Annotated in this window: 18 protein-coding genes; 2 read left to right on the forward strand and 16 right to left on the reverse strand. The window is 42.6% G+C overall.

Annotation, left to right across the window (positions count from 1 at the left end):
• The first annotated feature begins 254 nt into the window (after positions 1–254).
• Positions 255–2,432 (forward strand): glutamine synthetase III family protein, encoded by a 2,178-nt coding sequence (locus CWD77_RS01605; protein ID WP_101071481.1) that lies wholly within the window; start codon positions 255–257, stop codon positions 2,430–2,432.
• A gap of 182 nt (positions 2,433–2,614) precedes the next feature.
• Positions 2,615–3,745 (forward strand): tRNA-queuosine alpha-mannosyltransferase domain-containing protein, encoded by a 1,131-nt coding sequence (locus CWD77_RS01610; RefSeq protein WP_101071482.1) that lies wholly within the window; start codon positions 2,615–2,617, stop codon positions 3,743–3,745.
• Between the two features lie 342 nt (positions 3,746–4,087).
• Here the strand turns inward: CWD77_RS01610 and dnaB are convergent, their stop codons facing one another.
• The 16 genes from dnaB to CWD77_RS01690 form a co-directional block, all read right to left on the reverse strand.
• Positions 4,088–5,620, reverse strand: coding sequence for a replicative DNA helicase (dnaB, locus tag CWD77_RS01615; protein ID WP_101071483.1), 1,533 nt, complete (start codon positions 5,618–5,620; stop codon positions 4,088–4,090).
• Positions 5,621–5,769: 149 nt separating this feature from the next.
• A complete protein-coding gene (locus tag CWD77_RS01620; RefSeq protein ID WP_101071484.1) occupies positions 5,770–6,543 on the reverse strand; it encodes a uracil-DNA glycosylase in 774 nt (257 codons plus the stop codon).
• A gap of 157 nt (positions 6,544–6,700) precedes the next feature.
• On the reverse strand, positions 6,701–8,308 hold the full coding sequence (locus tag CWD77_RS01625) for a M20/M25/M40 family metallo-hydrolase (protein WP_101071485.1): 1,608 nt from the start codon (positions 8,306–8,308) through the stop codon (positions 6,701–6,703).
• Positions 8,309–8,420: 112 nt separating this feature from the next.
• The gene (locus tag CWD77_RS01630; RefSeq protein WP_101071486.1) at positions 8,421–11,795 is read right to left on the reverse strand and encodes a coiled-coil domain-containing protein; all 3,375 of its coding nucleotides are present in this window, start codon (positions 11,793–11,795) and stop codon (positions 8,421–8,423) included.
• Between the two features lie 70 nt (positions 11,796–11,865).
• The gene (locus tag CWD77_RS01635) at positions 11,866–12,738 is read right to left on the reverse strand and encodes an MBL fold metallo-hydrolase (RefSeq protein ID WP_101071487.1); all 873 of its coding nucleotides are present in this window, start codon (positions 12,736–12,738) and stop codon (positions 11,866–11,868) included.
• Positions 12,739–12,835: 97 nt separating this feature from the next.
• Positions 12,836–13,138, reverse strand: coding sequence for a cytochrome C oxidase subunit IV family protein (locus CWD77_RS01640; protein WP_101071488.1), 303 nt, complete (start codon positions 13,136–13,138; stop codon positions 12,836–12,838).
• 21 nt (positions 13,139–13,159) lie between these two features.
• Complete coding sequence (locus CWD77_RS01645; RefSeq protein WP_101071489.1) at positions 13,160–13,819, reverse strand: cytochrome c oxidase subunit 3 family protein; 660 nt, start codon at positions 13,817–13,819, stop codon at positions 13,160–13,162.
• 19 nt (positions 13,820–13,838) lie between these two features.
• Entirely contained in the window at positions 13,839–15,584 is a 1,746-nt protein-coding gene (ctaD, locus tag CWD77_RS01650) for a cytochrome c oxidase subunit I (protein ID WP_101071490.1), read from the reverse strand.
• 3 nt (positions 15,585–15,587) lie between these two features.
• Positions 15,588–16,529, reverse strand: a complete 942-nt coding sequence (coxB, locus tag CWD77_RS01655; protein ID WP_101071491.1) for a cytochrome c oxidase subunit II — start codon at positions 16,527–16,529, stop codon at positions 15,588–15,590.
• Positions 16,522–17,364, reverse strand: a complete 843-nt coding sequence (locus CWD77_RS01660; protein WP_101071492.1) for an SCO family protein — start codon at positions 17,362–17,364, stop codon at positions 16,522–16,524. Before CWD77_RS01660 ends, coxB begins: the two co-directional genes overlap by 8 nt.
• 9 nt (positions 17,365–17,373) lie before the next feature.
• A complete protein-coding gene (locus CWD77_RS01665) occupies positions 17,374–17,880 on the reverse strand; it encodes a hypothetical protein (protein WP_101071493.1) in 507 nt (168 codons plus the stop codon).
• Between the two features lie 22 nt (positions 17,881–17,902).
• Entirely contained in the window at positions 17,903–19,102 is a 1,200-nt protein-coding gene (locus CWD77_RS01670; protein WP_101071494.1) for a hypothetical protein, read from the reverse strand.
• 27 nt (positions 19,103–19,129) lie between these two features.
• Complete coding sequence (locus tag CWD77_RS01675; RefSeq protein WP_206017925.1) at positions 19,130–20,116, reverse strand: c-type cytochrome; 987 nt, start codon at positions 20,114–20,116, stop codon at positions 19,130–19,132.
• Between the two features lie 128 nt (positions 20,117–20,244).
• Positions 20,245–20,796, reverse strand: a complete 552-nt coding sequence (locus CWD77_RS01680; RefSeq protein WP_101071495.1) for a DUF3341 domain-containing protein — start codon at positions 20,794–20,796, stop codon at positions 20,245–20,247.
• 4 nt (positions 20,797–20,800) lie between these two features.
• Positions 20,801–22,237 (reverse strand): NrfD/PsrC family molybdoenzyme membrane anchor subunit, encoded by a 1,437-nt coding sequence (nrfD, locus tag CWD77_RS01685; RefSeq protein ID WP_101071496.1) that lies wholly within the window; start codon positions 22,235–22,237, stop codon positions 20,801–20,803.
• 32 nt (positions 22,238–22,269) lie between these two features.
• On the reverse strand, positions 22,270–25,305 hold the full coding sequence (locus CWD77_RS01690; protein ID WP_101071497.1) for a TAT-variant-translocated molybdopterin oxidoreductase: 3,036 nt from the start codon (positions 25,303–25,305) through the stop codon (positions 22,270–22,272).
• Between the last annotated feature and the right edge of the window lie 31 nt (positions 25,306–25,336).

Genomic DNA, 25,336 nt, shown 5'->3' on the forward strand with positions numbered 1-25,336 from the left:
ACTCTATAAAAATTTCTGACCAAAGATACAGAATCAAAGACTCCCTTAAAAAATTCGACGGTATAACGGATTGGGTAAATTATTTTTGTCAGAGGCAAAACTGAAAGCGCTTTTAATTAAATAAATTTTTTTAATTTAGTTTAAAACTTAAATAAATAATGAATTTTAAAATTAGTAAGAAAAAATTTTAATTATTTTGAAACACTGATATATTTCCGCTGTTCAAAACCCCGAACTAAAACTTCATTAATAAAATGACACAGACACAACGTCGCTATGATACCCTTGCTGCAGCTAGAAATTGGTCACCTCAGGCCAATGGTGAGTTCAAACAGATGCATATCAAGGAAGTATTTGGAGAATTTACCCTCACACTGGATGATCTTAGAGAACGGCTTCCAAAAATTGTTTGGCAAGAGCTGAAAATGACCATTGAGGAGGGACAACAGTTGAATTTGTCCGTAGCTGATGCGGTTGCATTAGCCATGAAAGAGTGGGCAACCGAAATGGGAGCTACTCACTTTACTCACTGGTTCCAGCCCCTTACAGGAGCAACTGCCGAAAAGCATGACAGTTTTATTACTCCAAACCAGGGAGGCGGTGCCGTTTCAGAATTTTCAGGTAAAGATCTGATTCAGGGAGAACCGGACGCATCCAGTTTCCCAAGCGGAGGTTTGCGCGCAACTTTCGAAGCCAGAGGATATACAGCATGGGATCCAACATCCCCGGTTTTTCTGATTGAAAACCAAAATGGTAAGTATCTCTGTATTCCAACAGCCTTTGCATCGTGGACTGGAGAAGCCCTCGATCATAAAACACCACTACTGCGATCAGTAGAAACATTGGACGAGCAGACGAAAAGAGCACTGGCACTTTTTGGAGTAAAATCCAAAAGAGTAACATCAACAGTTGGCTGTGAGCAGGAGTACTTTCTGATTGATCAGGAGTTTTTCTATCGCCGTCCAGATTTGATGACTTCAGGACGAACTCTTGTCGGTGCAAAGCCTCCAAGAGGTCAGGAACTGGATGATCATTATTTTGGATCTATTCCGGATCGTGTACTCTCATACATGCTGGAAGCGGAGAGAGAACTTTACAGATTGGGTATTCCGGTAAAAACCCGACATAATGAAGTGGCACCCGGGCAGTTTGAAGTAGCTCCAATTTTTGAAAACTGCAATATTGCAGCCGATCATCAGCAGTTGATGATGATTGTTTTGAAAAAAATTGCCAAAAAATATGGGTTTGAGTGCCTGCTTCATGAAAAACCATTCGATGGGCTGAACGGTAGCGGTAAGCACCTTAACTGGTCACTAAGCACCACCGAAGGTATGAACTTGCTGGAGCCGGGTGAAAGTCCGCACGAAAATATGCAGTTCCTTTTCTTCTTTTCAGCAGTGTTAAGTGCGGTCTATAAGCATCAGGATCTGCTGAGAATAGCTATAGCAAGTGCAAGCAACGATCACCGATTGGGTGCAAATGAAGCACCGCCTGCTATTATTTCAGCGTATATCGGTGAGCAGCTGGAAGATATTATCAAGCAGCTGTTGAACGGCGGTTTGAAGAAGTCAATGAAATCCGGTTTGATGGGACTCGGATCACCGGTTCTGCCTACCATCCCAAAACATGCCGGCGATCGCAACAGAACTTCACCTTTTGCTTTTACAGGGAATAAGTTTGAGTTCAGGGCAGTGGGATCAAGCCAGTCGGTTTCATTCCCGATCGTGGTACTGAATACAGCTGTTGCAGAATCAATCGACACGATGTGCACCAGTCTTGAGAAGAAGATGGAAAAACAGGATCTGGAAAGTTCATTGAAAGAAGTTCTTGTTGAAACAATGAGTGAGGCAAGAGATATTATTTTTAATGGCGACGGATATTCTGATGACTGGCAGGAAGAGGCGGAAAAACGCGGTTTGTTGAATCTTAAATCGACGGCTGATGCGCTTCCGCTCTTAACAGATGAAAAGAATATCAATCTGTTTGAGAAGTACAATGTAATGTCATCTCGCGAAGTTCATTCCCGTCTTGAGATCTGGGCTGAACAGTATGTTACCAATTTGAATATTGAAGTGGATACTACGGAAGCCATTGCAAAAACAATGGTATATCCGGCCGCAATTCGATATATCAATGAGTTAACAGCTGCTGTTAAAGAGACATCAGAGCTTGGTCTGGATAATTATGGATCAAAAGAGATGCTTGAAACGGTAAATGGAGCGCTCAATGATCTGGGCAAGGCTTTGGTTGATCTTAAAAAGACACAGGATGAACTGGAAAGTGAAGACTTGATGGATCTTTGTAAAGAATACCGAGCAAAAATAATCCCTGCGATGGGTAAAATCCGAGATTCGGTCGACTTCCTGGAGCGTTATACCGCAGACGATCATTGGCCACTGCCAATTTATCGTGAAATGTTGTTCGTGAAGTAATTCATAGTCCATCAGGACAATTACTAAACTGATAAATACTTAACATCGCAGTATCTTAACCCGTCAGACACATTTTGTATCTGACGGGTTTTTTTATCTCTTCTTCTCTCCAATATGTCCCTCATTTTCTTTATATATTCTCAACTAAATCTACGCAGATCAAAATAAAATCGGTTGGGACATTGAATATCTTAGCAGTTGAACCTTTTTACAGCGGATCTCATAAAGCCTTTTTGAAAGGTCTTCAGGAGAACTCCCGTCACAATATTATTCCCATTAAACTGAACTATAAAGGGTGGAAATGGCGCATGCACGGCGACTCCGTTAAACTGGCCGAGATGTCAAGCCATGTTGATGAGGAGATTGACCTTTTATTGGTTAGCAGCATGACCAATCTCCCGGCTTTTTTGGCTCTGACCAATCCGAGATTTGCCCATACTCCTAAGGTTATGGTGATGCATGAAAATCAGCTTACCCAGCCGATGCCGGAAGGAGAGGAGAGAGATCTGACCTACTGTCATATCAACTATTTAAGTATGTTATCGGCTGATAAACTGCTCTTTTCTTCCAACTTTCACATGAATGATCTGCTGGATGCCTTGCCCGAATTTTTAAACAATTTCCCGGATGATAAAACCTATAACACAGTTCAACAGATTAAAGATAAGAGTATGGTGATGTATCCCGGCCTGGACCTCAAGTTTTTTGATCAGCATCCGGATACAAGAGATCAGAATCAACGCCCGGTAATTGTGTGGAATCAGCGCTGGCAGTTTGACCGAAATCCCACCATGTTTTTTAAGGTGCTGAATCGGCTGAATGATATAGATTTAGAATTTGATCTCATTCTGGCAGGAGATACCAAGCATGAAAAACCTGAGGAGTTTGAAAGAGCTTGGAAACGGTTTGGCGATCAGATCACCCATTTTGGATACGTGGATGATCCGGAACGCTACAGCAAACTTCTTCACTCAGGTGATATTGTTGTTTCTACTGCTACCTATGAATTTTTCTGTGTGGCTATTATGGAAGCCGTCTACTGCGGTTGCCATCCACTGGTTCCCAATCAGCTTCACTATCCGGAATTGATACCCGAAAGTCTTCATAGACCTCTTTTACACTCATCGGTTCTTTATGAATCAGAGGATGAACTGTTTAAATATTTGAAAGATCTGTTAACCGGAAAAACACAGCCACTCCCAAAAACATCTCTTCAGAATATCAACAAACATCTGGATTGGAGCCGAATGATTGGAAAGTATGATGCTCTATTTGATGAACTGAAGCAAACTGAGAGTTTGGCCTCGTTTTAATTTATTGATTCATTCACTATGCTTAGCAGTGACTCCGGCATATTTAAAGACCTTTGGTGTCTAGTCTTAAATTGCATAGCAGGAGGTTCTTATTTTTGCTAAGGTAATGTGAGTTCGATATAAAATGAATGTAAAGGCATTGAAAAAGTCCCCTCCTTTTTCAAGGAGGGCTCATTTTTGAGCGCGAAGCGAATATAGGGGTGGTTAAAACCAATAACGGATTAGGTTTTAAACCTGTGTTCATCAAGGCTACCTCCCCCCAACCCCTCCTTACACAGGAGGGGAGAATCATCTTCAAGATCCATATGTCGAACTCACGTTAAGATAAATTGTACGGGGCGGTTAGAAAGGCGCCTCGTCATCTCCACCTGGACTGAATGGCGGAGGTGCTCCGCCTGAATCACCGCCGGCATCATTGGAAGGGGGCAACGCTCCCTGGTCATCTGAGTCACCAAACGGATTACTTTCTACCCGTGTCAGTTTTTCGAACCGGGCGTATTCCTTCACAAAGAACATCCGGGTAGAACCAACGGGTCCGTTACGCTGCTTTCCGATAATCAGTTCAGCCAGGCCATTTGTAGATTCACCTTCTGCTGTTGTCGTAATGCCGTAATATTCAGGTCGATAGAGAAAGCAAACCACATCGGCATCCTGCTCAATAGAACCGGATTCACGAAGGTCACTCAGTTGAGGACGTTTATCACCGCCTCTTTGTTCAACCTGACGGCTAAGCTGTGAAAGTGCAATAACCGGCACGTCCAATTCCTTGGCCAAAGCTTTCAATCCACGGGATATAGTAGCAATTTCCTGCTCCCGGTTTCCCACATCTTTTGATGTAGCAGTCATCAGCTGAAGGTAATCGACGACAATTAAGCCGATATCGTGCTCACTTTTCAAACGCCGGCATTTGGTTCGCATCTCCATCACACTCAGACTTGGAGTGTCGTCAATAAAAATGTTTGCTGTGAAAAGGCGGCTGGCCGCATCAATCAGGCGTTTAAAATCTTCATCTTTCAATCGTCCGGTTCGGGCCGCTTGTGCATCAATCCGGGCTTCCATGGTTAGAAAACGTTGAACTAGCTGTTGAGATGACATCTCAAGGCTAAACAGTGCCACATTTGCCTGTAAATTTTCATCAGGATGGAGCGCCGCATTACGGGCACAGGTCAAAGTGAATGCAGTTTTACCCATGGAGGGGCGCGCTGCGATTATAACGAGATCTCCTTTTTGCCAGCCCGATGTATAATTGTCTACATCCAAACCTGTGGGCACACCTGTAACTCCCGCAGGTTTACCTCTGAGGTCCTCAAGATGAGCGAGCGTGTCTTTCAGCACATCCCCAATTTTGGTGGCATTAGCGCGGCTTTTGGTATTCGCTATATCAAAAATGCTCTGCTCTGCATGGTCCAGCACTTCATACGCATCGGTGGTGGAATCGTATGCTGCTTTGATAATCTCATTGCAGTTTAGAATCAGGTTTCGTTTAACAGCTTTTTCAGAGATAATCTGAGCGTGATAGTCTACGCTTGCTGCTGAACTGACGGATCTGGTCAGATCAGCCAGATAACCGGGACCTCCAACTGTATCGAGTAGCCCGTTATCCCGAAGTTCATTTTCTACAGTGATCAGATCCAGAGGATTATCTCTCTCGTATAGATCAAAAAGAGTTTCAAAAATATTTTTATGAGCCGGCTTGTAGAAATCGTCAGGTTTCAGAAGTTGAAGGGCGATAGTCGCCGCCTCGTGTTCAATCAGCATGGCTCCCAAAACAGCTTCTTCAATCTCTACAGCCTGCGGGGGTACTCTGCCGCCATCATGTGGAGCTGATGAATTCTGTTTACTGTTTTGATAGTTTGAGCCGTTCTGATTGGGCATTTTGGGAGAAAAATTTATACTTCTGAAATATTCAACTGAACCTGAGCCTGGAAATGTAATCGATTAAACTCCGGTCGGGTAAAGTACAAAAAAGTGGCCGGATTGTTTATCTTTTTTAGATGAAAACTTCTTCAAAGTGAGAAGTTTTTTCAAGGTTTCCCACCGAGTTCATCATACCGTTTTCTTACCATCTGAACATCTTCCCATGTGGGGCGTTTCCACTGTTGGTTTCGCAGAAGAGCTGCCGGATGATAGGTTACAGTCAATTCATAATCTTTAAATGAGTGAAACTTTCCACGCATGCTTTTCAGAGTTCCGTCACTGTTCAGCATAGTTTGACCTGAAATTTTACCAAGGCACAGAATGATTTTTGGTTTAACCAGTTCAATCTGTCTTTTCAGGAAAGGCATACTTCGTTTACACTCTTCATCGGTTGGATTTCGATTACCCGGTGGACGATGTTTTAAAATATTTGCAATGTAGATGTCATCACGCGAAAAATTGATGGCAGCCAGTATTTTATTCAAAAGTTGTCCGGCCGCACCTACAAAGGGTTCTCCCTGTTTATCCTCTTGTTCACCCGGCGCCTCACCGATCAGCATCAGATCTGCATTTGGATTGCCAACACCGAAAACCAGGTTGGTATTTTTAAGGTCGGTTCTAAGTTCATCGGCTGTAGAACAGAGTTGTTTTAACTCATCCAATGTTGAACAGGCCGCGAGTCTGTCAGAAAGGGTTAATGGCTTCGTCTCAGCTTCAGGTTGAACCTCTGTTTTTTCATCTTCTTGAATAGTTGCTGTCTCAGCTGTTTGATCAGGTCTATCAAAATCCCGTTTTGATACTGAAAAAGGACCATAAACTTCCCGCTCAGCTTTTAAATAGTTGATGATGTCATCAATAGATATTTGGTCAGAATTACTCATGAATCATTTGAGGATAATGTGTGCAGAATGATTGTCAAAACTTTGCTACAGAGAAAATGCAAAAGAGATGGGAGAGGGGCAAAGGTTTTAGTTAAATGCATAAAAAAATCCCCTGCAGTTGAACAGGGGATTTGAATAAATTTTATCAGTGCAGTCGCTATTTACGTGGAAGCTTTTCATCCAACATGGCTGTATGATAAACAAAAGTTGCAATAATTACTGCAGAACGCTGCAGATCTTGTTCAACCAATCGTTCGTAGTAATCCATATTCGAATGGTGCGTCATGGTGAAGTACTCAATTGGGTCCTGAATAAACTGGAATCCGGGGAGTCCAACTCTTTCAAACGCAATGTGGTCGGTTGAGCCTGTGTTGTTGTAGGTAACTGTGTTGGCACTCCACTCTTCAAACGGTTTCAGCCAGGTTTTGAACAGATGTCTTAAATCTTCATTCTGCTGAAGGTATACACCGCGTATTTGACCGGTTCCATTATCAAAATTGTAATAGGCAGAGAAGTTATCGTAATCCTCTTTTTCTTCTATCCCTTCTGCCTGATTCCACGAACCTTCTGCCGAAGCAAAGTGATCTGATACATATTCCAGGGATCCGTTCAGTCCCTGTTCTTCACCATCCCAGAGGGCAATCCGAATGGTTCTGCGTGGTTCTACACCCAGTTCTTTTAAGATTCGAACGGCTTCCATCATTACGGCAGACCCGGATGCGTTATCGGCCGCTCCGGTAGATGCATGCCACGAATCGAGGTGTGCTCCCAGCATAACCACTTCATCCTTAAGATCAGGATCCGTACCGGGAATTTCGGCTATCGTATTATAACCGTATAGGTCATCATCATAGAAGCTTACTTGCATATCGAGCTCAATTTCTACCGGCACATCTTTTTCCAGCATTCTGAAGATACGCCCGTAGTGCTCTCGCATCAGGGAAATTTGAGGCACAACATCTGATACGTTCTCATCCCAAACTCTGGGGCGTTCTCCCCATGGTGTTCCGGGGGCTGACGGTATGGATGCAGCACCTACAGCTATTTGTCCGTACCAGCCGCGATAGCCGTAATCGAGGATTGCGAGTGGTTTCTCCTCCCATAAAAATTTCATGATCTCGTACTGTAGTTCTGCCCGCTGAGCAGCTTCCGGATTTGGCTCGCGCTGATTCTCCTGTTGCTCACGAACGGCTTCAGATGCATTGGCCAGCTCTAATAGTCTTTCATCACTGATTCGTGTAGCGATAGGATCCCAGCTGGGTTCAGACTCCTGAGGAAGATCCAGCATCACAAATTTATCTCCAAGCTCCCCTCTGTATTGTTCAAGCTCCTCAACGCTTTCTACATTTAGAAAAAGCACTTCACCCTCCACGGGTCCTTCGTGTCCCGGCGACCACGCTTTTGGATAAGCTGTAACCGGAAAGTAACTGTGAGGAGAGTTCGCATGCATGGCAAAACGATTCAATTCCCATCCTTTGCCAAAGGGACCCCATTGGTGGAGATATGCATTCTCGAGGCCCATCTCTTCAAGGGCGGTTTTTGTATATTCGTTCGCATTTCTCATTTGTGGAGAGTTGGTAAGCCTGGGGCCGTAAACATCGGTCAGCCAGCTGGCAATTTCCATTACCTGGGAACGCTCAATGCCTTCCTCAATAATTTGGTCAACAATTTCAATGTCTACACTTGTCTCAGAGATTGATTGTGCATCAATGAACTGCGGTACAGTAAAAATGAAAAGAAAAGACAGTAGCAGATAATTTTTCATATAGTGGTGGTTAAATGACAATTCAATCAGCAATATGACAAGATTTAGACTAAAAAAATAAAGGTGTGCCGGGGCTTAAATACGAAATCGTGTAAAAAGATGTTTCTTCGAACTACTTTCTTTCGGATTGTTCAAAACGGCGTAACTGTTCAAAATACCGTTCAATTAACCTCTGAAAGGATTCGGAAAAACTCGTATAGTTTGGGTCCTGAAGTCGAGTGCGGATCTCTTGTTCAAGTTCCTGAAGCGTCATTTCCGGTGGAAGAGTTTGATCATAATTGCTTGATGCCGTTCCTTCACGTTCTTCTGTTTCGCCTCTTTGCTCAAGAGCCTCTTCAGCATCCAGCATTCTGGATAGAATATTTTGTTGTCTTTGCGTCATAATCGGATCGGTCATCCCGCCGCGCATGTCATTAATGGAATCTTCCATATCATCCATCATTCGCTGTAATTCACTCAAAACCCGATCGCCAGACTCAAGCCCGCCACGCCGTTGAATTTCCTGCAGCTGTCTTCGAACTTCATTTTGCTGGCGAGCCAACTGGTCAAGTCTTTCAGTCTGTTCCCGGCTCAAACGGTCTCCCTGCATGTCGTTGATGAGCTCTTGTAACTGTTGGTTGAGTTGTTGCTGGTTACCTGACATTTGCTGCATTTGCTCAATCATCTGTTGCATACTCATACCACCGCCACCATCACCATTTTGCTGATCTTTCAGTTGATCAATGAGGGAGGCAACCATGGATGCAAGATCATTGATTCCACTCAGGGCTTCTCTGGAAGCGATGGATGCATTCCGTTGATCCCGCTCTACCATCTCCTCAAGCGAATTTCCAAGGCTGCGTTCCACTTCAGCTTTTTTCCGGTTAATCTGATTTGGAACACCGGGCAGCTCAGAAGAAACTTTAAAGAGAGTATCTGCCGTGATCGAAAAATTGTCGGAGACATTTTTCTGGCTACGTGCCAATTCCACAAAACCTTGATTACGACTGCGAATTTCAGCAGCGCTTTGAGAAATATATTCCTGCAGATCAGAAAGTTCTAAAAGTGTATAGAGCGCATGTTGAAGTGCAAGTATATTCACTTGAATCTGCTGACCGCTCATCTGACTACTCGCCGACCGAAGCTGTTCAGCCTGTTCCTGTAGTTGTTGGCTTAATTGCTGTTGATTCCCCTTTGTGGATTCATCCGTTTCTTCATCACCACTCTGGATTTGATCTTCCGTTTCTCGGTCTAGATCATCGAAATCCTGCTCAATCTCATCTATTCGTTCTTGAGCCTCTTCTTTAATTTGCTTGATCTTTTGTTCAGATCGCTTCGGTGGATTTTGATCCAGATTGTCCAGCTGATTTTTAATCGAGTTTAAATCATCCTCACTATTCTGCAGCTCATTCTTCAGATTCTCAGGAGATTGACTTTCAGTTGGTTGAATTCGATCTGCCAGATCTTCATATTGTCTGGCCAGTTTATCCAGGTCGCTATTCATTTTAAGTTGTTTGAATAGCTCTACAGTCCGTTCAATCCGTTCCCTGTATACATCTTCGTTAAAGCTGACATTTTCCAGAGCTTGCTCAATCTCGTCGGGCGACATATTCTGCAGCGCCTTTTGCAACTCTTCCATTGCTTCGCGCAGGGCAGGGTCATCCAGCTCATCCATCAGTTGCTGTAGTTCGCGGTAGGCCCGTTGTGTCTCCTCAGATACATTATCATTCTGCATCATTTCGGATCGGAGCTCTTCAAATTGTTCATTCATTTCACGAACCGCATCATCTATATCCGATTGCTGGTCACGAATCTCTTCCATCATCTGTTCTTCTTCAAAACCTCCCTCAGGATTTTGCCGAAGCTTTTCCAGAAACTCTTCATACTCATTTTCCATGTTTCTGAAGTTATCCGAAATATTATCCAGCTCTCCCTGTACATCCCGTTCCTTGCTGTCCAGTTCCTCAAAGCTTTCTGCAAGTGAGGGCACGATCAAGGTTACAATGTTTGAATCACTGTATTTGGGACCGCTAATTTCGTCATTATCCCACACCCGAATTTTAAATTCAACAACATCCCTTGGACGAAGATCAAGAGAATTCAGATCCCAGTTTATCGATTCTGTATATCCGTTTCCGGGATTCGAGAGACGTTGTTGATTCTGTATCGGATCATCCACAAAAGCTCGCTGCAGTTCCCATCGAAGTTCAGCCCGGGTAATACCAAAATCATCCGTTGCCCGAAACTGGATCTCCATATTTTCGGGTGAGGAGCTTTGAATGGTGCCCGTAGGGTCAAGTATAGAGACGACAGGGTTCTCGTCATCAGTAAGAGTGAGTACTGTTCGATATCGGTTCGAATTTTGGAGTTCATCTATGTCTGACAGATAAAAAGCGAGTGTGTCATCGTTCTCGGGAGCAAACTGATAGGTAAAAACCGACTGGCCATTCTCCGTTTGAAGTTCTGGCACTGAACTAAAATCTTCACCTTCAATTCTTAAAGTGAGCAGCTCTTTATTTGTTCTGCCTGAAAGTGATATTTCAGAACCCGGATAAAAAGAGATGTTTGAAAAGGGATAGGTATATTCTGACGACGATAGTTGAGTGTATGAAGGAGGCTGTACATCAACCATTAACTCTTCAAACCTGGGCTGCAGACGGACCGTTGCTTCATACTCTTCACTTTGAAAGCCATCCATCTCAAAACGATAGGTTATACTGTTGGTTAACTCAATTTGGGAAGAGGCAAATAGCCTATTTCCGCCAGATTCTGTAGGACGTGAACGAAACCCATCTTCAACATCTGTCTTGTAGGAAAAAAGAATCTGGTCCGGAATATTACCATCCAGAAATTTGATTTCCGGGTTAAATGCAGAGCCGTGTTCCACAGTGGTGTTTCCGGGTGAAACCGTAAATTGAAAAGGATTAGGTTTTGAGTAGGTTTCCCAAAAATGAAAAGTCCTTTGGAGAGAATCCGTGTAGATGAAAGAAAAAGTAGCGATTAACAGGAAGGAGGCCAGAAAGAAAAAAGCAGATTTTTTAAATGACTTCGTTTCCGGTTTTTGTAGAATGAACTCATTTAACTCTCTTCTGACATCCCCGATATTCACATTTTTTAAATTGGAAGATATCGCCGCATCATAAAAAACTGAGCTTTGCTGATCGGGATAAAGATAGAGATCAACTGCACTGAGTACTTTCGACTGATCACTATTGGAAAAAAAATCAGTGTAAAACGTTTGAAATGAACTCGTTTTAAACTTCTTATAGAGTGAGTAACCTAACAGCAGGGACAATCCCAAAAGGAGAACCACCAATCCGGTTTTAACGCCGGAGGTCAAGTACAAACTTTGTTCAAGAAGAACGAAAGCTGATAATCCGGCCAGGAATAGTCCAAATGCGTAAAAGCCGAGCGTGGTTTTTTTGAAACGTGTGTACCGTTCATACCCTCTTTTCAAAAGAGCAATCAGCTCATCGAGTGTTTTATTATTTGAGGGTTTTTCAGGCATTCATTCAAAATGTTGGTAATAGAGAGTCATTTATTAATCCATCGATATAACGCAGCTGCAAGCCCGGTGATTATTCGATGTCGGAGATCTTCATGGATTGATCCATGGCATATTTTCCATTCTCCTCATTTATCGTAATGATTTCGTGTTCTGCATCGTGTTCCATGTAGATGTACCATTGATTTTCCACGGCCTCCTTCAAAAACGCTTTCTTCTCTTTCAGGGTTTGAAGTGGTTTCATATCGTATCCCATAATCCACGGCAGGGGTATGTGAGCGAAGGTAGGGAAGAGGTCCGCAGAATAGATAATGGTCTTCTTTCCGTCTGTAAAATGTGGCAGCTGTTGACCTTCTGTATGACCATCCATTACTACGGTTTTAAATCCTTCCTCGAATTCACAATTATCTTCGGTGAGATTTAATCGACCGCTATTCTTAATGGGATCGATATTTTCAGGAAAAAAACTGGCAGTTTCACGATCATTGGGATGATTTGCAGTTTCCCAGTGACGTTTATTCACGTGGTAGGTAGCATTAGGAAAAACCTCCACCAGATTTCCCTCCTGATCATAATCTGTAGTACCTCCGCAGTGGTCAAAATGGAGATGAGTGTAAACCATATCCGTAATTTCTTCAGGGTTAACTCCAATTTGACTCAATGAATCGATCAAATTACTGTGTTCATAATCCAGCGAATAGATCTTCTCCATCTTCTCATTAAACTTATTTCCACAGCCGTTATCAATCAGGTAAATCCGATCCGTTTTTTGAGATTTAACCAGCATACAGCGCATGGCCATCGGAATTCGGTTTTTATCATCTGCCGGTATTTGACGGCTCCATAATGTTTTAGGTACTACACCAAACATAGCACCTCCATCCAATCTGAATCTTCCGGTTTCTACGGGAAAGAGCTCGAGGTTTCCAATTTTTAAACTATTCATCGTGTCCGTCTTGAGTTGAGTTTATGATGGAGTGAAATGTAAACAAAAAAAGCCGATCTCGTAAGAAATCGGCTTTTAAAAACAGAATAATACTTTATTAGAAACTTGGTATTGGATCAATTCTGAATAGGGTATCCAGCAGCGTAATTCCAATCAGGAGCAGGAAGAAGATGATTGAAAAAACAAAGAGTAAACTGTTGAATTTACTGTCCCAATAAAGGTTCATGAAAAAGAGAAGTACCAACAACGCTTTTACAATTGCAATACCGATAGCCACTACTACATTCCAGGGATCAGGAATTTCAATCCAGGTAACGGCAACCGTAACAAATGTTAGGAAAAACAGGGCAATTGCAATTCCCCACAAAAACTTGGCTGATGAAATATGATGTCCACTCATGTTGTGATATAATTTTTTCGGTTAGTCGATCAGATAGAGTAATGGAAAGAGGAAAATCCAGATGATATCCACGAGGTGCCAGTATAATCCGGTGATTTCTACAGGTGTGTAGTATCCTTCGTGAAACACATTCTTTTTCGCCTTGATAACCAGCCAGATCATAAGCGCGATACCAATGGTTACGTGAACCCCGTGAAGACCGGTCATCATGTAGTAGATACTAAAAAAGATATTCGCTTTTTCGTGCTCCAATCCATCATATGTGTAATAACTTCCGGGTGCAATTCCCTTATAAAGCTTCTCAGAGTACTCAAAGTATTTAATCACCATAAAGGTTAAAGCTAATCCAATGGTAATATATAGGTTGATGATCAATCCCTTGATCTGATTCAGCTGGGCTGAACGAATGGCCATGGCTACCGTGAGTGAGCTACCGATAAGCACCAGTGTATTCACACCGCCCCAAAAAGCATTCAGTTGAGTGGATGCCTCAAGGTAGAGTTCGGGATACCAGGCACGATAGGCGATATATGCGGCAAAAAGTCCTCCAAACATGAGAACTTCAGTCACAATAAATACCCACATTCCCATTTTTGCGGATTCGAACTGTTGATCACTGTCAACAAAGTGGTGTTGAACGTGATCAAGCCTTTTTTCTTCAATAGCAGAAGTTGATGACATGATTTCTTTTTCCTTTGATTTACACTTTATCTTGTACTGATGATTCCGGTACGTTCACCGTTTCTTCTGCGTGGTGCCCGTTGTGTGAAGATGCAACTCCCAACTGGAATTCCGACATCGGTTTATGATAGTCGTAAGGTCCGTTAATTATTACCGGTACATGTTCAAAGTTATGCAGCGGCGGTGGAGATGCTGTTTGCCATTCGAGAGCCCGGCTTCCCCAAGGGTTAGATCCGGCTCGTTTCCCCTTAAAAAGGGAATGAATGAGGTAGAAAGCAATAATCAGGAAACCAACCCCCATGATGTAAGCACCTATTGTAGATGTTTGATGGAATGGTTGAAACTGCTCAATGTAGTTGAAGTATCTTCGTGGCATTCCCTGAGATCCCATGATAAACTGCGGAAGGAATGTCATGTTAAATCCAATAAAGATAAATCCAGCAGCTATTCGTGCCCAAATTTCACTGTACATCTTTCCGAACATCTTAGGCCACCAGTAGTGAATACCTCCGAGAAAAGCCATCACCATACCGCCAACCATCACGTAATGAAAGTGAGCAACTACATAGTAGGTATCGTGCAGGTGAATATCTACGGAAAGAGCGCCGAGCATGATTCCGGTAAATCCACCGATGGTGAACAGGAACAGGAAGATCATGATATATAGCATAGGAGCCTTTAAATCGATCGAACCTTTGTACATCGTGGCCAGCCAGTTAAAAATCTTAATTCCGGTTGGAATACCTACCATAAAGGTTAAGAATGAGAATACCATGTTGGCCAATGATGACTGACCTGCTGTAAACATGTGGTGGCCCCAAACAAGGAACCCTATAAATGCAATTGCCAGAGAAGAGAGTGCAATCGCCCAATACCCAAATATAATTTTCTTGGAAAAGGTAGAGATTACTTCAGAGACAATTCCAAAGCCGGGTACAATCATAATATATACGGCAGGGTGGGAGTAGAACCAGAAAAAGTGCTGATATAGCACGGGATCACCTCCCATATTAGGATCAAAAATACCTATACCCAATGCTCTCTCCATAGCGAGAAGAAGAAGTGTAATTGCAAGTACAGGTGTTGCTAAAATCTGAATAATGGATGTTGCATAAAGTGCCCAGAGGTTTAGTGGGAGTTTAGCCCAGGTGATGCCCGGTGAGCGCATTTTATGAATCGTAACAATGAAGTTTACACCCGTTAATATGGAGGAAAAACCGAGAATAAATATCCCAAGGGTCATCAATAACACATTACCGCTTGTTGTAGCACTGTAAGGCGTATAGAATGTCCATCCGGTATCAACACCGCCTGTCAATATAGCGGTAAGTGTAAATAGTGCACCGATTACGTAGATATAGAAACTTGCAAGGTTCAGGCGAGGGAAAGCCACGTCTTTTGCTCCAAGCTGAAGGGGTAAGACAAAGTTACCCAGAACGGTTGGAACGGATGGAACCAGAAAAAAGAAAATCATGATGGCGCCATGCAATGTAAATACCTGATTGTACATGTCGGCATCAAGGAAGTTTCGGGCAGGTGTCCAGAGTTCGGTTCTAAGAACCAAAGCCAGAATTCCTCCTACAAGGAAAAACAAGGCAATCGAAGCCAGGTACATCAGACCAATCTTTTTATGGTCTACTGTTGTTAACCAGGCCCAAAGTCCTTTTTCTTCGTTGAGATAATGTTTTTCAGGATTTTCATCCGGCTTATAACGCCGGACCTGTATTTTTTTGTAAGTCGTATTGGATGCTTCGGATGTAGCCATGATCTATTGTAAGGTTTTTATATACTCAATGATTGCATCAATCTGTCGGTCGTCGAGAGTACCTGCATAAGAAGGCATAACTCCCTGGAAACCTTCGTGTACTTTCGCATTTGGCTCCAGGATACTTTCACGAACATAGTTTTCATCAAACTCTACTGTTTCGCCGTTTTCGAGAGGTACTTCAGATCCCCACGCTCCCTGAAAGGATGGACCTGTAAGTCTGGATCCGTCTGTGGAGTGGCAGGTAGCACATGCATTACGCTCAATAAGCATTTCACCTCTTTCTGCAGGTGACATATCTTCATCATCTCCGCCACCCGATTCCAGCCATGTTTGAAAATCTTCTTCAGAATGAACAATTGTAGTTGCAAGCATATTTGAGTGAGATGTTCCGCAATACTCAGTACAGAATATTACAGATTCACCCTCTTCAGTGGCTTCAAACCATACAGAGGTATAACGATTGGGTAGTACGTCTTTTTTTACTCTGTAATCCGGAATATAAAAGGAGTGTAGTACATCGTCTGAACTCATAACCAGTTTCACCGGCCTGTCTACAGGAACATGCAGTTCGTTAACACTTACGGTGCCATCATCGTAATGGAATTCCCAAAGCCAGCTTTTACCTACAACTCGGATTTCGTAGGCATCAGAAGGAGGGGTGATATTTTTCACATAGGTGCTATAACCCCATCCAAATACAATGATCACCAAAATTAGCGGTATAACCGACCACGTAATCTCGAGCTTGTTGTTATGAGAAATAACCGGTGTAATATCATCTTCAGATTTTCTCCTGTATTTCCAGGCAAAGAGTATTATTGCAACGGTTATTCCAAAGAGAAGAATAAAGCTGGTAACATTGATGAAGTAGAACAATGCATCTGTTTCGCCGGCCATCGTACTTTTTGCCGGGGGAAGCATATATTCAATAAGTCTATTCATTTTCAGTAGTTATTTTTGAGGATTGTGTAGAACGGCGTTCGCGCCTCCAAAAAATTCCAAGAAATATACCCAGAATAATCACGGTAGCCAAGCCACCAAGTTTCATAATATTCATCGCAACCGGTACATAACTTTGCGATGACGGATCGTAAGTAAAACAGTATAAAACGACTTGATCGATGGCTGAACCGATTTTTCCGTCTGCAGATTCATGGAGTGCATTTCGCAAATCCAATTCTCTGAACGTAGCTCCATATAGATACCGGGTAATTTTACCTTCAGGGCTCAAAAGCATGATACTTGCCAGATGAAGATACTCACCTGTTTCTTCATCATACTTATACTTGAAGCCAATCGATTCTGTCAGAGCTTCAATATTTTGTTGATTACCTGTTAAAAAATGCCATCCTTCATCAGCGTTAGGCCTGTCGAGTGATTCTAAATAAGATCTTTTGTTTTGAGCAGCCAAATCGGGTCCTTCTTCCGGATCTATACTAAATGAAATAATGGTGTAGTCATCACCGGGCGACCACACAAGCTGATCAACAACTTTATATACAGCATCGAGTACCAAACTGCAAAGAGTAGGGCACTCATAATAAAGAGGATTTAAAAGAACAGGTTTTCCACTTTCTAGGAGATCACCCAATCGAACTGAATCGCCTTCAGAGTTGGCAAATTTAAGATCAAGAGGAATATTATCTCCGAGTTTTTCATCAACACCAATGTCTTCGAGTATTTGCGGTTTTGATTGATTTAACTGAGCAGATACTGAGCCGGCTGAAAAAATGAAAAACACTGAAACCCAAATTGCGATTCTCAGTGTGTACTTCATAAAGATTGATTAATTACTTTCATTCACTATTTCTGAAATAGCCTGATCTATCGGTATGCGATAAATTCCTTCTTCCGAATCAACAACACCGTAACTGTTTAGCGTTTCGGCTTCTCGTTGCTGAATTTCCTCAATATTGTAAAACTGGCTTTCTTCGGATGTTCTGTCTGCTACGTTAGACGTAGTGTAACTGTGTACATAGAAAACAGAAACAATGATGAGTAGAACCACTGCAGATCCAAAAGCACTCCAGAACACAATTCTTTGATAATTCGGAGTATCGAAGGAAGCACCGTAAGTGACTGATTTATCATAGTCGTCAGTAACTTCAATAGATACGCTATCGTCATCATTAACGTCAGTAACGCCTGTTTCGCGCATCCAATTCCGTATTTCTTCAACAGAAATACCATGTTCTTCTGCAAGCTCTTGCAGCTTACTTTCTTGGCCGGATGCAGCTTTTAAAGCGATGGCCGCTTTTTCTTCTTTAGTGAAATTTTTTGAGCTGTTACTCATAGCTAAAAGCAATTAAAAAAGATTATTGGTGATACTCTTTGTGTAGCGAGTCCGGTAAATTTGGATCGTGAATCGGAACCATATTATGATTTTTGAATGTCTGAAAGAACATTCCCATAAAAATTCCACCAAGACCAATCAACGTAGCAATGTCGAGCCAGCTGATTGCAATTCCATGATGGTGCAGGGTAGGCATTACTATCCAATGTATCTCTACAAAATGCATCACAAGAATTAATATCGATGTAACGATCAAAAGTACTTTGTTATGCTTCGACTCTCTGTTCATAAGGAGAATGAAAGGGATTACAAACCTGCCAAACAGGAGCATATAAGTAACGGCCTCCCAGCTTCCTTCTAATCTATGGTAGTACCAAAGTGTCTCCTCAGGGATGTTAGCGTAGTAAATCAGCAAAAACTGACTAAACGCGATATAGGCATAAAATACAGTAAAGCCAAAAAACCAGGCACCCAGATCATATACATGCGCTTTTTGAATAATATCGTTCATTATTCCATTGCGATGCATCCAAAACACCATCAAAATGATAAAAGGAAAGAGAGCCTGAAAACTCATTGCAAAATAGTATACTCCGAACATGGTAGAGAACCAGTGAGCATCGAGAGACATAATCCAGTCAAAGCTTGCAAATGCTATGGTTAATGCAAAGAGCAGGATGCCGGGGGCACTGAACTTTCTAAGCAGTGCTGTTAATCCCCAATCACGGGTGCGATCCATTTTTATAGATACACTGTGCAGCTTGTAGCCTAAGAAACCCCAGATGCCAAAGTAGATAAACTGACGGATGATGAAGAATGGCTCATTCAAGTAAGGTGTCTTACCCGCAAGAATGGGATCATTCATTACATACTCAGTATTAGTCCAGGTATACAGATTGCTCATTCCTAGAAGTATGGGGATGAAGAAGAGACCCCAGATCCAGAATTTTGAAAAAAGTGATTCCGGAATTCGTCGAATTACCGCACCCCAGGAAGATTTTGTAATATGATGGATCATCACCAATATCAGGGCTGCAAGAGCGAAACTGGTGAAGAACGTGAAACTTGTCAGATAAGAGAAGAAAAACTGATCTGCGTTTAAAAAGTATCCAACGCCGCTGGCAATAAGGCCAACGATACCTACTCCGTAAAATGCTTTTGTTGCATCTTTTTGGGCTGGAAATTGAACGGAATCAGCTAATTTTGGACTGTTTGAAGCCATGAATTTATTTCTTTTTATCGCTCAGTGTTAATTATCAGAAATTGTTTTTAAGTACTCTATAATGGATTGGATTTCACCATCAGAAAGGTAAGAGTAGGGGGCCATTACATTGTCATAGCTTTCTACAACCTTAGCACCCGGCTCTATAATAGATTCTCTGATGTACTCTTCATCCGCGACTGTTGATGAACCGTCTGCAAAATTCCTTTCAGCTCCATACAATCCTTCAAAACTTGGTCCTACCAACCTTGAACCATCTACTGAGTGGCAGGCGTTACAGGCATTTGCTGTAATGAGCTGCTCTCCACGAGCCGCTGAAACTTCTTCTTCGCCGCTTGCTGCAGCACGTTGTTCAGCAAGTTCTTCCTCACGCGCTCTGCGCGCTTCATCTTCCTGCTGTAGTTGTGCTAAATCCACATCGTATTGTTCCATTTCAGATTCAGGAACGTTTTGGCTGCGTTGCAGAGCTCTTACATAGGCTACAATTGCCCATCTGTCTTCAACTTTGATCTGTGAAGCGTAAGCCGGCATGTTTCGAATACCGTTTGCAATGGCTGAGTAAATCTCACCATCCGGCATATTGTAACTGTCTTCTCTGTGGAAAGTGGGAGCAGGTACATATCCATATCCGCCGGTCATAATGATACCCTGTCCATTCCCGGTTCCGCCGTGACACATCTGGCAATAAACTTCAAATTTGTCTTTTCCTCTGTAAAGGAATGATTCAGTCAAATCAAATGGGATTTCGTTGATATAATCACCGTTTTCATCAACTCCCTCATACAAAGCCGTATCGTGGCGAAGTTGCCCACGGGCTACAGTACCTTCAACAGGGGTACGCATTGCCCGACCATCTGCAAAGAATGGATTGGATTCCTGAGCATTAAATCTATCCTGAAAATCCATATTCTGTTGAGGATGAATCGGTGGTTTTTCAGATTTTTGACCACGGCATGACATCATCATGACCGAGATCAATAAAAGGGCACATATTCTGGCTGTGTTTAATTTCATCTGTCTGAACAAATTAAAATTTAAATCAGATGCAACAGCTTTACGATTTTGCTGAATGTATATCGTTTTGACTGCTGTAAATTTTAGTTATTTGAAAATTTTATCTATTTGATACGTAAATAAACGGGTTAATTATCGTAAATCTCTTCAATATTGGTGCCACCGGCATCTTTCAGCATACTTTGTACTTTATCTGCATCAAATTGTGGATCAGCAGCTTCAATACATACAAAAAACCCATCATCCGTAACTTTGGCGAAATTATCTGAATTAAAAAGCGGATGATTGAATTTTGGCAGCCCATTTAAGAAAAACATTCCAAAAACTGCACCGAAAGCGGATAGAAGCACGGTCAATTCAAAAATTACAGGAATCCATGCCGGGATATTCAGTAATGTTTTACCACTGATATTGAGAGGGTAGTCGGCAACCATCATAAAATAGATCATGGCAAATGAACCGATTAACCCGATCAATCCGTGTGAAATTACAATCCATCCCAATTTGGATTTCGGAAGATTCATAGCCTTATCGATACCGTGAATAGGGAACGGGCTGAATGTATCAAACTTCTTATATCCGTTCTGATTGATCATTTTGGCTGCGTCAACGAGTTCTTTAGGATTTCTAAACTCGGCGAGTACACCATACATATTATTTTCTACAGTTGATTTACTCATCACTTTATCCTTTTTGTGCAGAATCTTTAATAGGTTCCGGAATTTCTACTTTAGGAGGATTGAACTCTCCATTCTCATCATAGTTATGAGGGTCTGCTTGCGGTATTACAGCTTTTATCTCTGCTACTGCAACCATTGGCAGGAATCGAAGAAAAAGCAAGAAGAATGTAAAGAACAGTCCAAATGTCCCAACGTAAGTAATTACGTCCCAAAATGTTGGCGAATAGTAACCCCAAGACGATGGAAGGAAATCGGTTGATAGTGAGGTTACAGCAATCACAAATCGTTCAAACCACATCCCGATATTCACTACGATCGATATGAAAAATGTAAAAGCTACATTACGCCGTAATTTCTTAGACCAGAATACCTGAGGAGAGATCACATTACATGTAATCATAATCCAGTAAGCCCAGGCATAGGGTCCGGTTGCCCGAAGTATAAAAATTGCTTTCTCGTACTCAACACCGCTATACCATGCAATAAAGAATTCCATCAGATAGGCAAAACCGACCATTGAACCGGTAACCATAATAATGATATTCATTTTCTCGATGTGATCAAGGGTCATAATCTCTTCGAGACCATAAATTTTCCGCACAATGATCATGAGTGTCAATACCATCGCAAAACCGGAGAATACCGCACCGGCAACGAAATAAGGTGGAAAAATGGTGGTGTGCCAACCCGGAATGAGGGAAACGGCAAAGTCGAAGGATACAATGGTGTGTACAGAAAGTACCAGCGGAGTAGCCAGCCCTGCAAGAATCATGTATGATTTTTCATAATTCCACCAATGGCGGTTACTTCCTCTCCAACCGAGGGCAAAGGTACCGTAAATGGTTTTGCCAAGTTTGCTTTTAATTCTGTCTCTGATTGTGGCAAGGTCAGGAACAAGGCCTACATACCAGAAGAGAAGTGAAACGGTAAAATAGGTTGATACGGCAAATACGTCCCAAAGTAGCGGGGAGTTAAAGTTGGGCCACATGGCCATTTGATTGGGCAGTGGGAAAACCCAATAGATGACCCAAATTCGACCGACGTGGATGGCAGGGAATATACCCGCACACATTACGGCAAAGATGGTCATTGCCTCCGCAAAACGGTTAATGGCCGTTCTCCAATCTTGACGGAACAAGAAAAGTATGGCGGAAATCAGTGTACCGGCGTGACCGATACCGACCCACCATACAAAGTTAATAATAGCCCATCCCCATCCTGCAGGGGCGTTCAACCCCCAAATTCCGGTTCCTTCCCAAATGAGGTATCCAATGGAAAAAAGAAGAACAAACAGCAGAATATTGGAAATACCGAATGCAATGTACCAGCCTTTAGGCGTGGGACGCATATTAATATCGGTAATAAGCGCTGTAAGACTCTTAAAATCGTGATTCCCCTTTACAAGAGCGGGTTCAGTAACGTATTCGTACGTTTTACTCATGTTAAATCAGTTGCGATTAAATATCCTGGTTGTTAAGCCAATTCTGAGTTAGTATTTCGTAGTTTAGCAAGGTATGAAGTTCTTGGTCGAACATTCATCTCTTCGAGCATCACATAGTTTCGATCATTCTGCTTATGCTGTGATACCACACTGTTTCGGTCGGTTAAATCGCCGAATGTGATTGCATTAGCAGGGCATGCTTGCTGACAAGCTGTTTGAACAGATCCGTCAGCTGGTTTTTTGGAACCTGTAGCAATTTTTGATTCGATCTTCGCTTTGTTTACTCGCTGTACGCAGTAAGAGCATTTTTCGATCACACCTCTGAAACGAACAGTCACATCCGGATTCATTGCCATCTGGATGATTTCCGGGTCGTCTCCGGTGGTTAAATATTCTTTTGTATAGTTGAAGAAGTTGAAACGTCGAACCTTAAACGGGCAGTTATTAGCACAGTACCGTGTACCGATGCATCTGTTATAGGTCATCTGGTTCATGCCATCTTCACTGTGTGTAGTGGCTGCAACCGGGCAAACCTGCTCGCAAGGAGCCATTTCGCAATGCATACATGGAACCGGCTGGTGATATGCTTTTGGATTATCACGATCACCTTCAAAATAGCGATCCGTTCTTATCCAGTGCATGATACGTCTGCGGCCAACTTCGCGTTTTCCAATTACAGGAATGTTGTTCTCGGCCTGACAAGCAATGGTACATACACCGCAACCAAAGCAGGCATTCAGGTCAATGGCCATTCCCCATTGTGGTTGATAATCCGGACCGTACTGTTCTTCAAATAGTGAAATGGGTCCGCGATCGTCTCCTTCCGCTAATGCTTCTTTAATTCCGGGAACTTCATACCCGTGAATACTCTTATAGGTAGCAAAATCAGGATTTTCGCGATACTCCTCGAGTGTCGCTTCGCGTACCATGTCGCGGCCTTCAATACTGTTGTGGTCCTGGACACAGGCGATTTCGTACATTGCCCCGGTTTTTTCAACCTCAGCAGGTCTGAAAAACATTGCATCGCTGCTTCGAAGAGGGTAGGTATCCACTCCAACTCCGTCAGCTACACGGCCAACGTTATTTCGCCCATAGCCCGTTGTAAGGGTGATAGAATCATCCGCATGTCCCGGGAGGACCCAGGCTGCAATTTCCAATGTATTCCCGCCGGCAGAAATCCTAACCATAGGTACATCATTGGATTTAAAATTTTGTTCAGGTGGGATACCCAACGATTCCGCAGTACTTGGACTCATCAGGGCTACATTATCCCAGGTAATTTTCGTCATGGGTTCAGGTAATTCCTGAAGCCATCCGTTATTGGCAAACCGGCCGTCAAAAAGAGTAGCGTCCGGTTTAATTGTAATTTCTATACCATTAATCGGTTCAGCAGAAAGATAGGAGCGGATGTCTGAAGCAAAACCTGAGCGAACAGATACATTTACCTGTTCAAATCCACTTTCTCTGTCTACTCCATCGTGAAGGACAGTTTCCCACTGACGGTCGAAGTTTGATGTAAAGTAATTGCTCCATGTTTCCTGAACCAGGTCGTAACCGGTACTCTCTTCGCCTGTAACAATTGTATTTAAAAACTCAATTTCGCTCAATCCATCAAAAAGAGGAAGGATTTGCGGCTGAATGACTGATCGATGTCCGGTGTAAGCAAGTCCGTCACCCCAGGCCTCAAGGAAGTGTGCACGATTTACGTGCCAGTTTGATGCTTTTGAGGTCTCATTATAATAGTCGGAGAGATGAATTGTAGTATCCACGTTACCCAAAGCCTGAGCAAATTCAAGATCGGCAGGTGCGGAGTAAGCCGGGTTTGTACCTACAAGTACAACGGTATCGTAATTACCGGCTTTCAACTCTGTAATCGCATTTAAAAATTCTTCAGTCTGATTTTCATCACCGTAATATGGCAGTTCGTGATAGGTTACGGTACTACCAACATTATTTAATGCGCTATTGATTGCGGCAACTGCTGCATGAGCACCCGCTGAATGGTCAAACCCGAGACTTACAACTGAACTTCCACGGTTTGAAAGCAAATCATTGGCTAACCTTTCAATCCAATCGTGATTGCTGAATGCGTTGGACACATTACTAAAGGCAGAAAGACCGTTTACACTTTCTGAAAGTTTAGCTGCCAAAGCATAGGCAAATGGCTCAATTTCTGATGTTTTTAATCTTAAACGGTGATCTGCATAAGATCCGGTAGATGTGAAAGAGTTTTCAACGCAGTAGATACGGGACATGGAGTCATCCGTACTGCTTACTTTTCGTCTGGAAGTAACTTTATAAGCATTTTCAACACTGTTTTTATGTCCAAACGGGCTCATAAAGTCATCATTCAAGGCTACAACAACATCTGCGTTATCATAGTGATTAACCGTTCTGAGTCTTTGACCAAAAGCGATGTTTGTGCCTTCAATGGCATTGTCATCATTGAAGGGCTCAAATGTTACCCAATTGGCGTTTGAAAATGTTTGAAGTGCATTCTGTTTAATTCTGTTGTACGTAGGAGAGGAGTTGGCCTCACTTATAAATAGAACTCTTCTGTTTCGATCAGAAAAATGATCAGATGCAAACTGAACAAATTCATCCTTTGACGTGCTTTCACCATTTCTTCGGGGCGATCTGGAACGGTCCGGGTCATAAAGATTCAGAATACCGGCCTGATTGTAAATATTTGTTCTTCCGCCGCTTGAAGGGTGTTGTTCATTACCCTCAAGTTTAGTAGGTCTACCTTCATTATTCTCAACCAGAATCCCTGTAACCGTATCCTGAAATGGCATACTGGTTGCGTAGTAATTTGGTTCGCCAAGTACTACATCTTCCGGCTGTTTAGAAAAAGGTAAAATCTTTTGAACAGGTTTCCGGCAAGAAGCGAAACCGGCCAGGGCAATGGAAGCTCCCATTACACGAAGGAAACTACGGCGGGAGACCTGGTCGGTCATTTCAGTTGCGTTTTCAGGAAATTCCCTTTCAGTGTACTTTTTGTACTCTTCGTTTTTGGCAAGTTCGTTTAAACTTTTCCAGAAAGTAGTTTGATTTGACTGATCACTCATTCTTTACAGAATATTAAATTGAAACTCAGGG

It is taken from the genome of Rhodohalobacter barkolensis, from assembly GCF_002834295.1.
Classification (GTDB): Bacteria; Bacteroidota; Rhodothermia; order Balneolales; family Balneolaceae; genus Rhodohalobacter; species Rhodohalobacter barkolensis.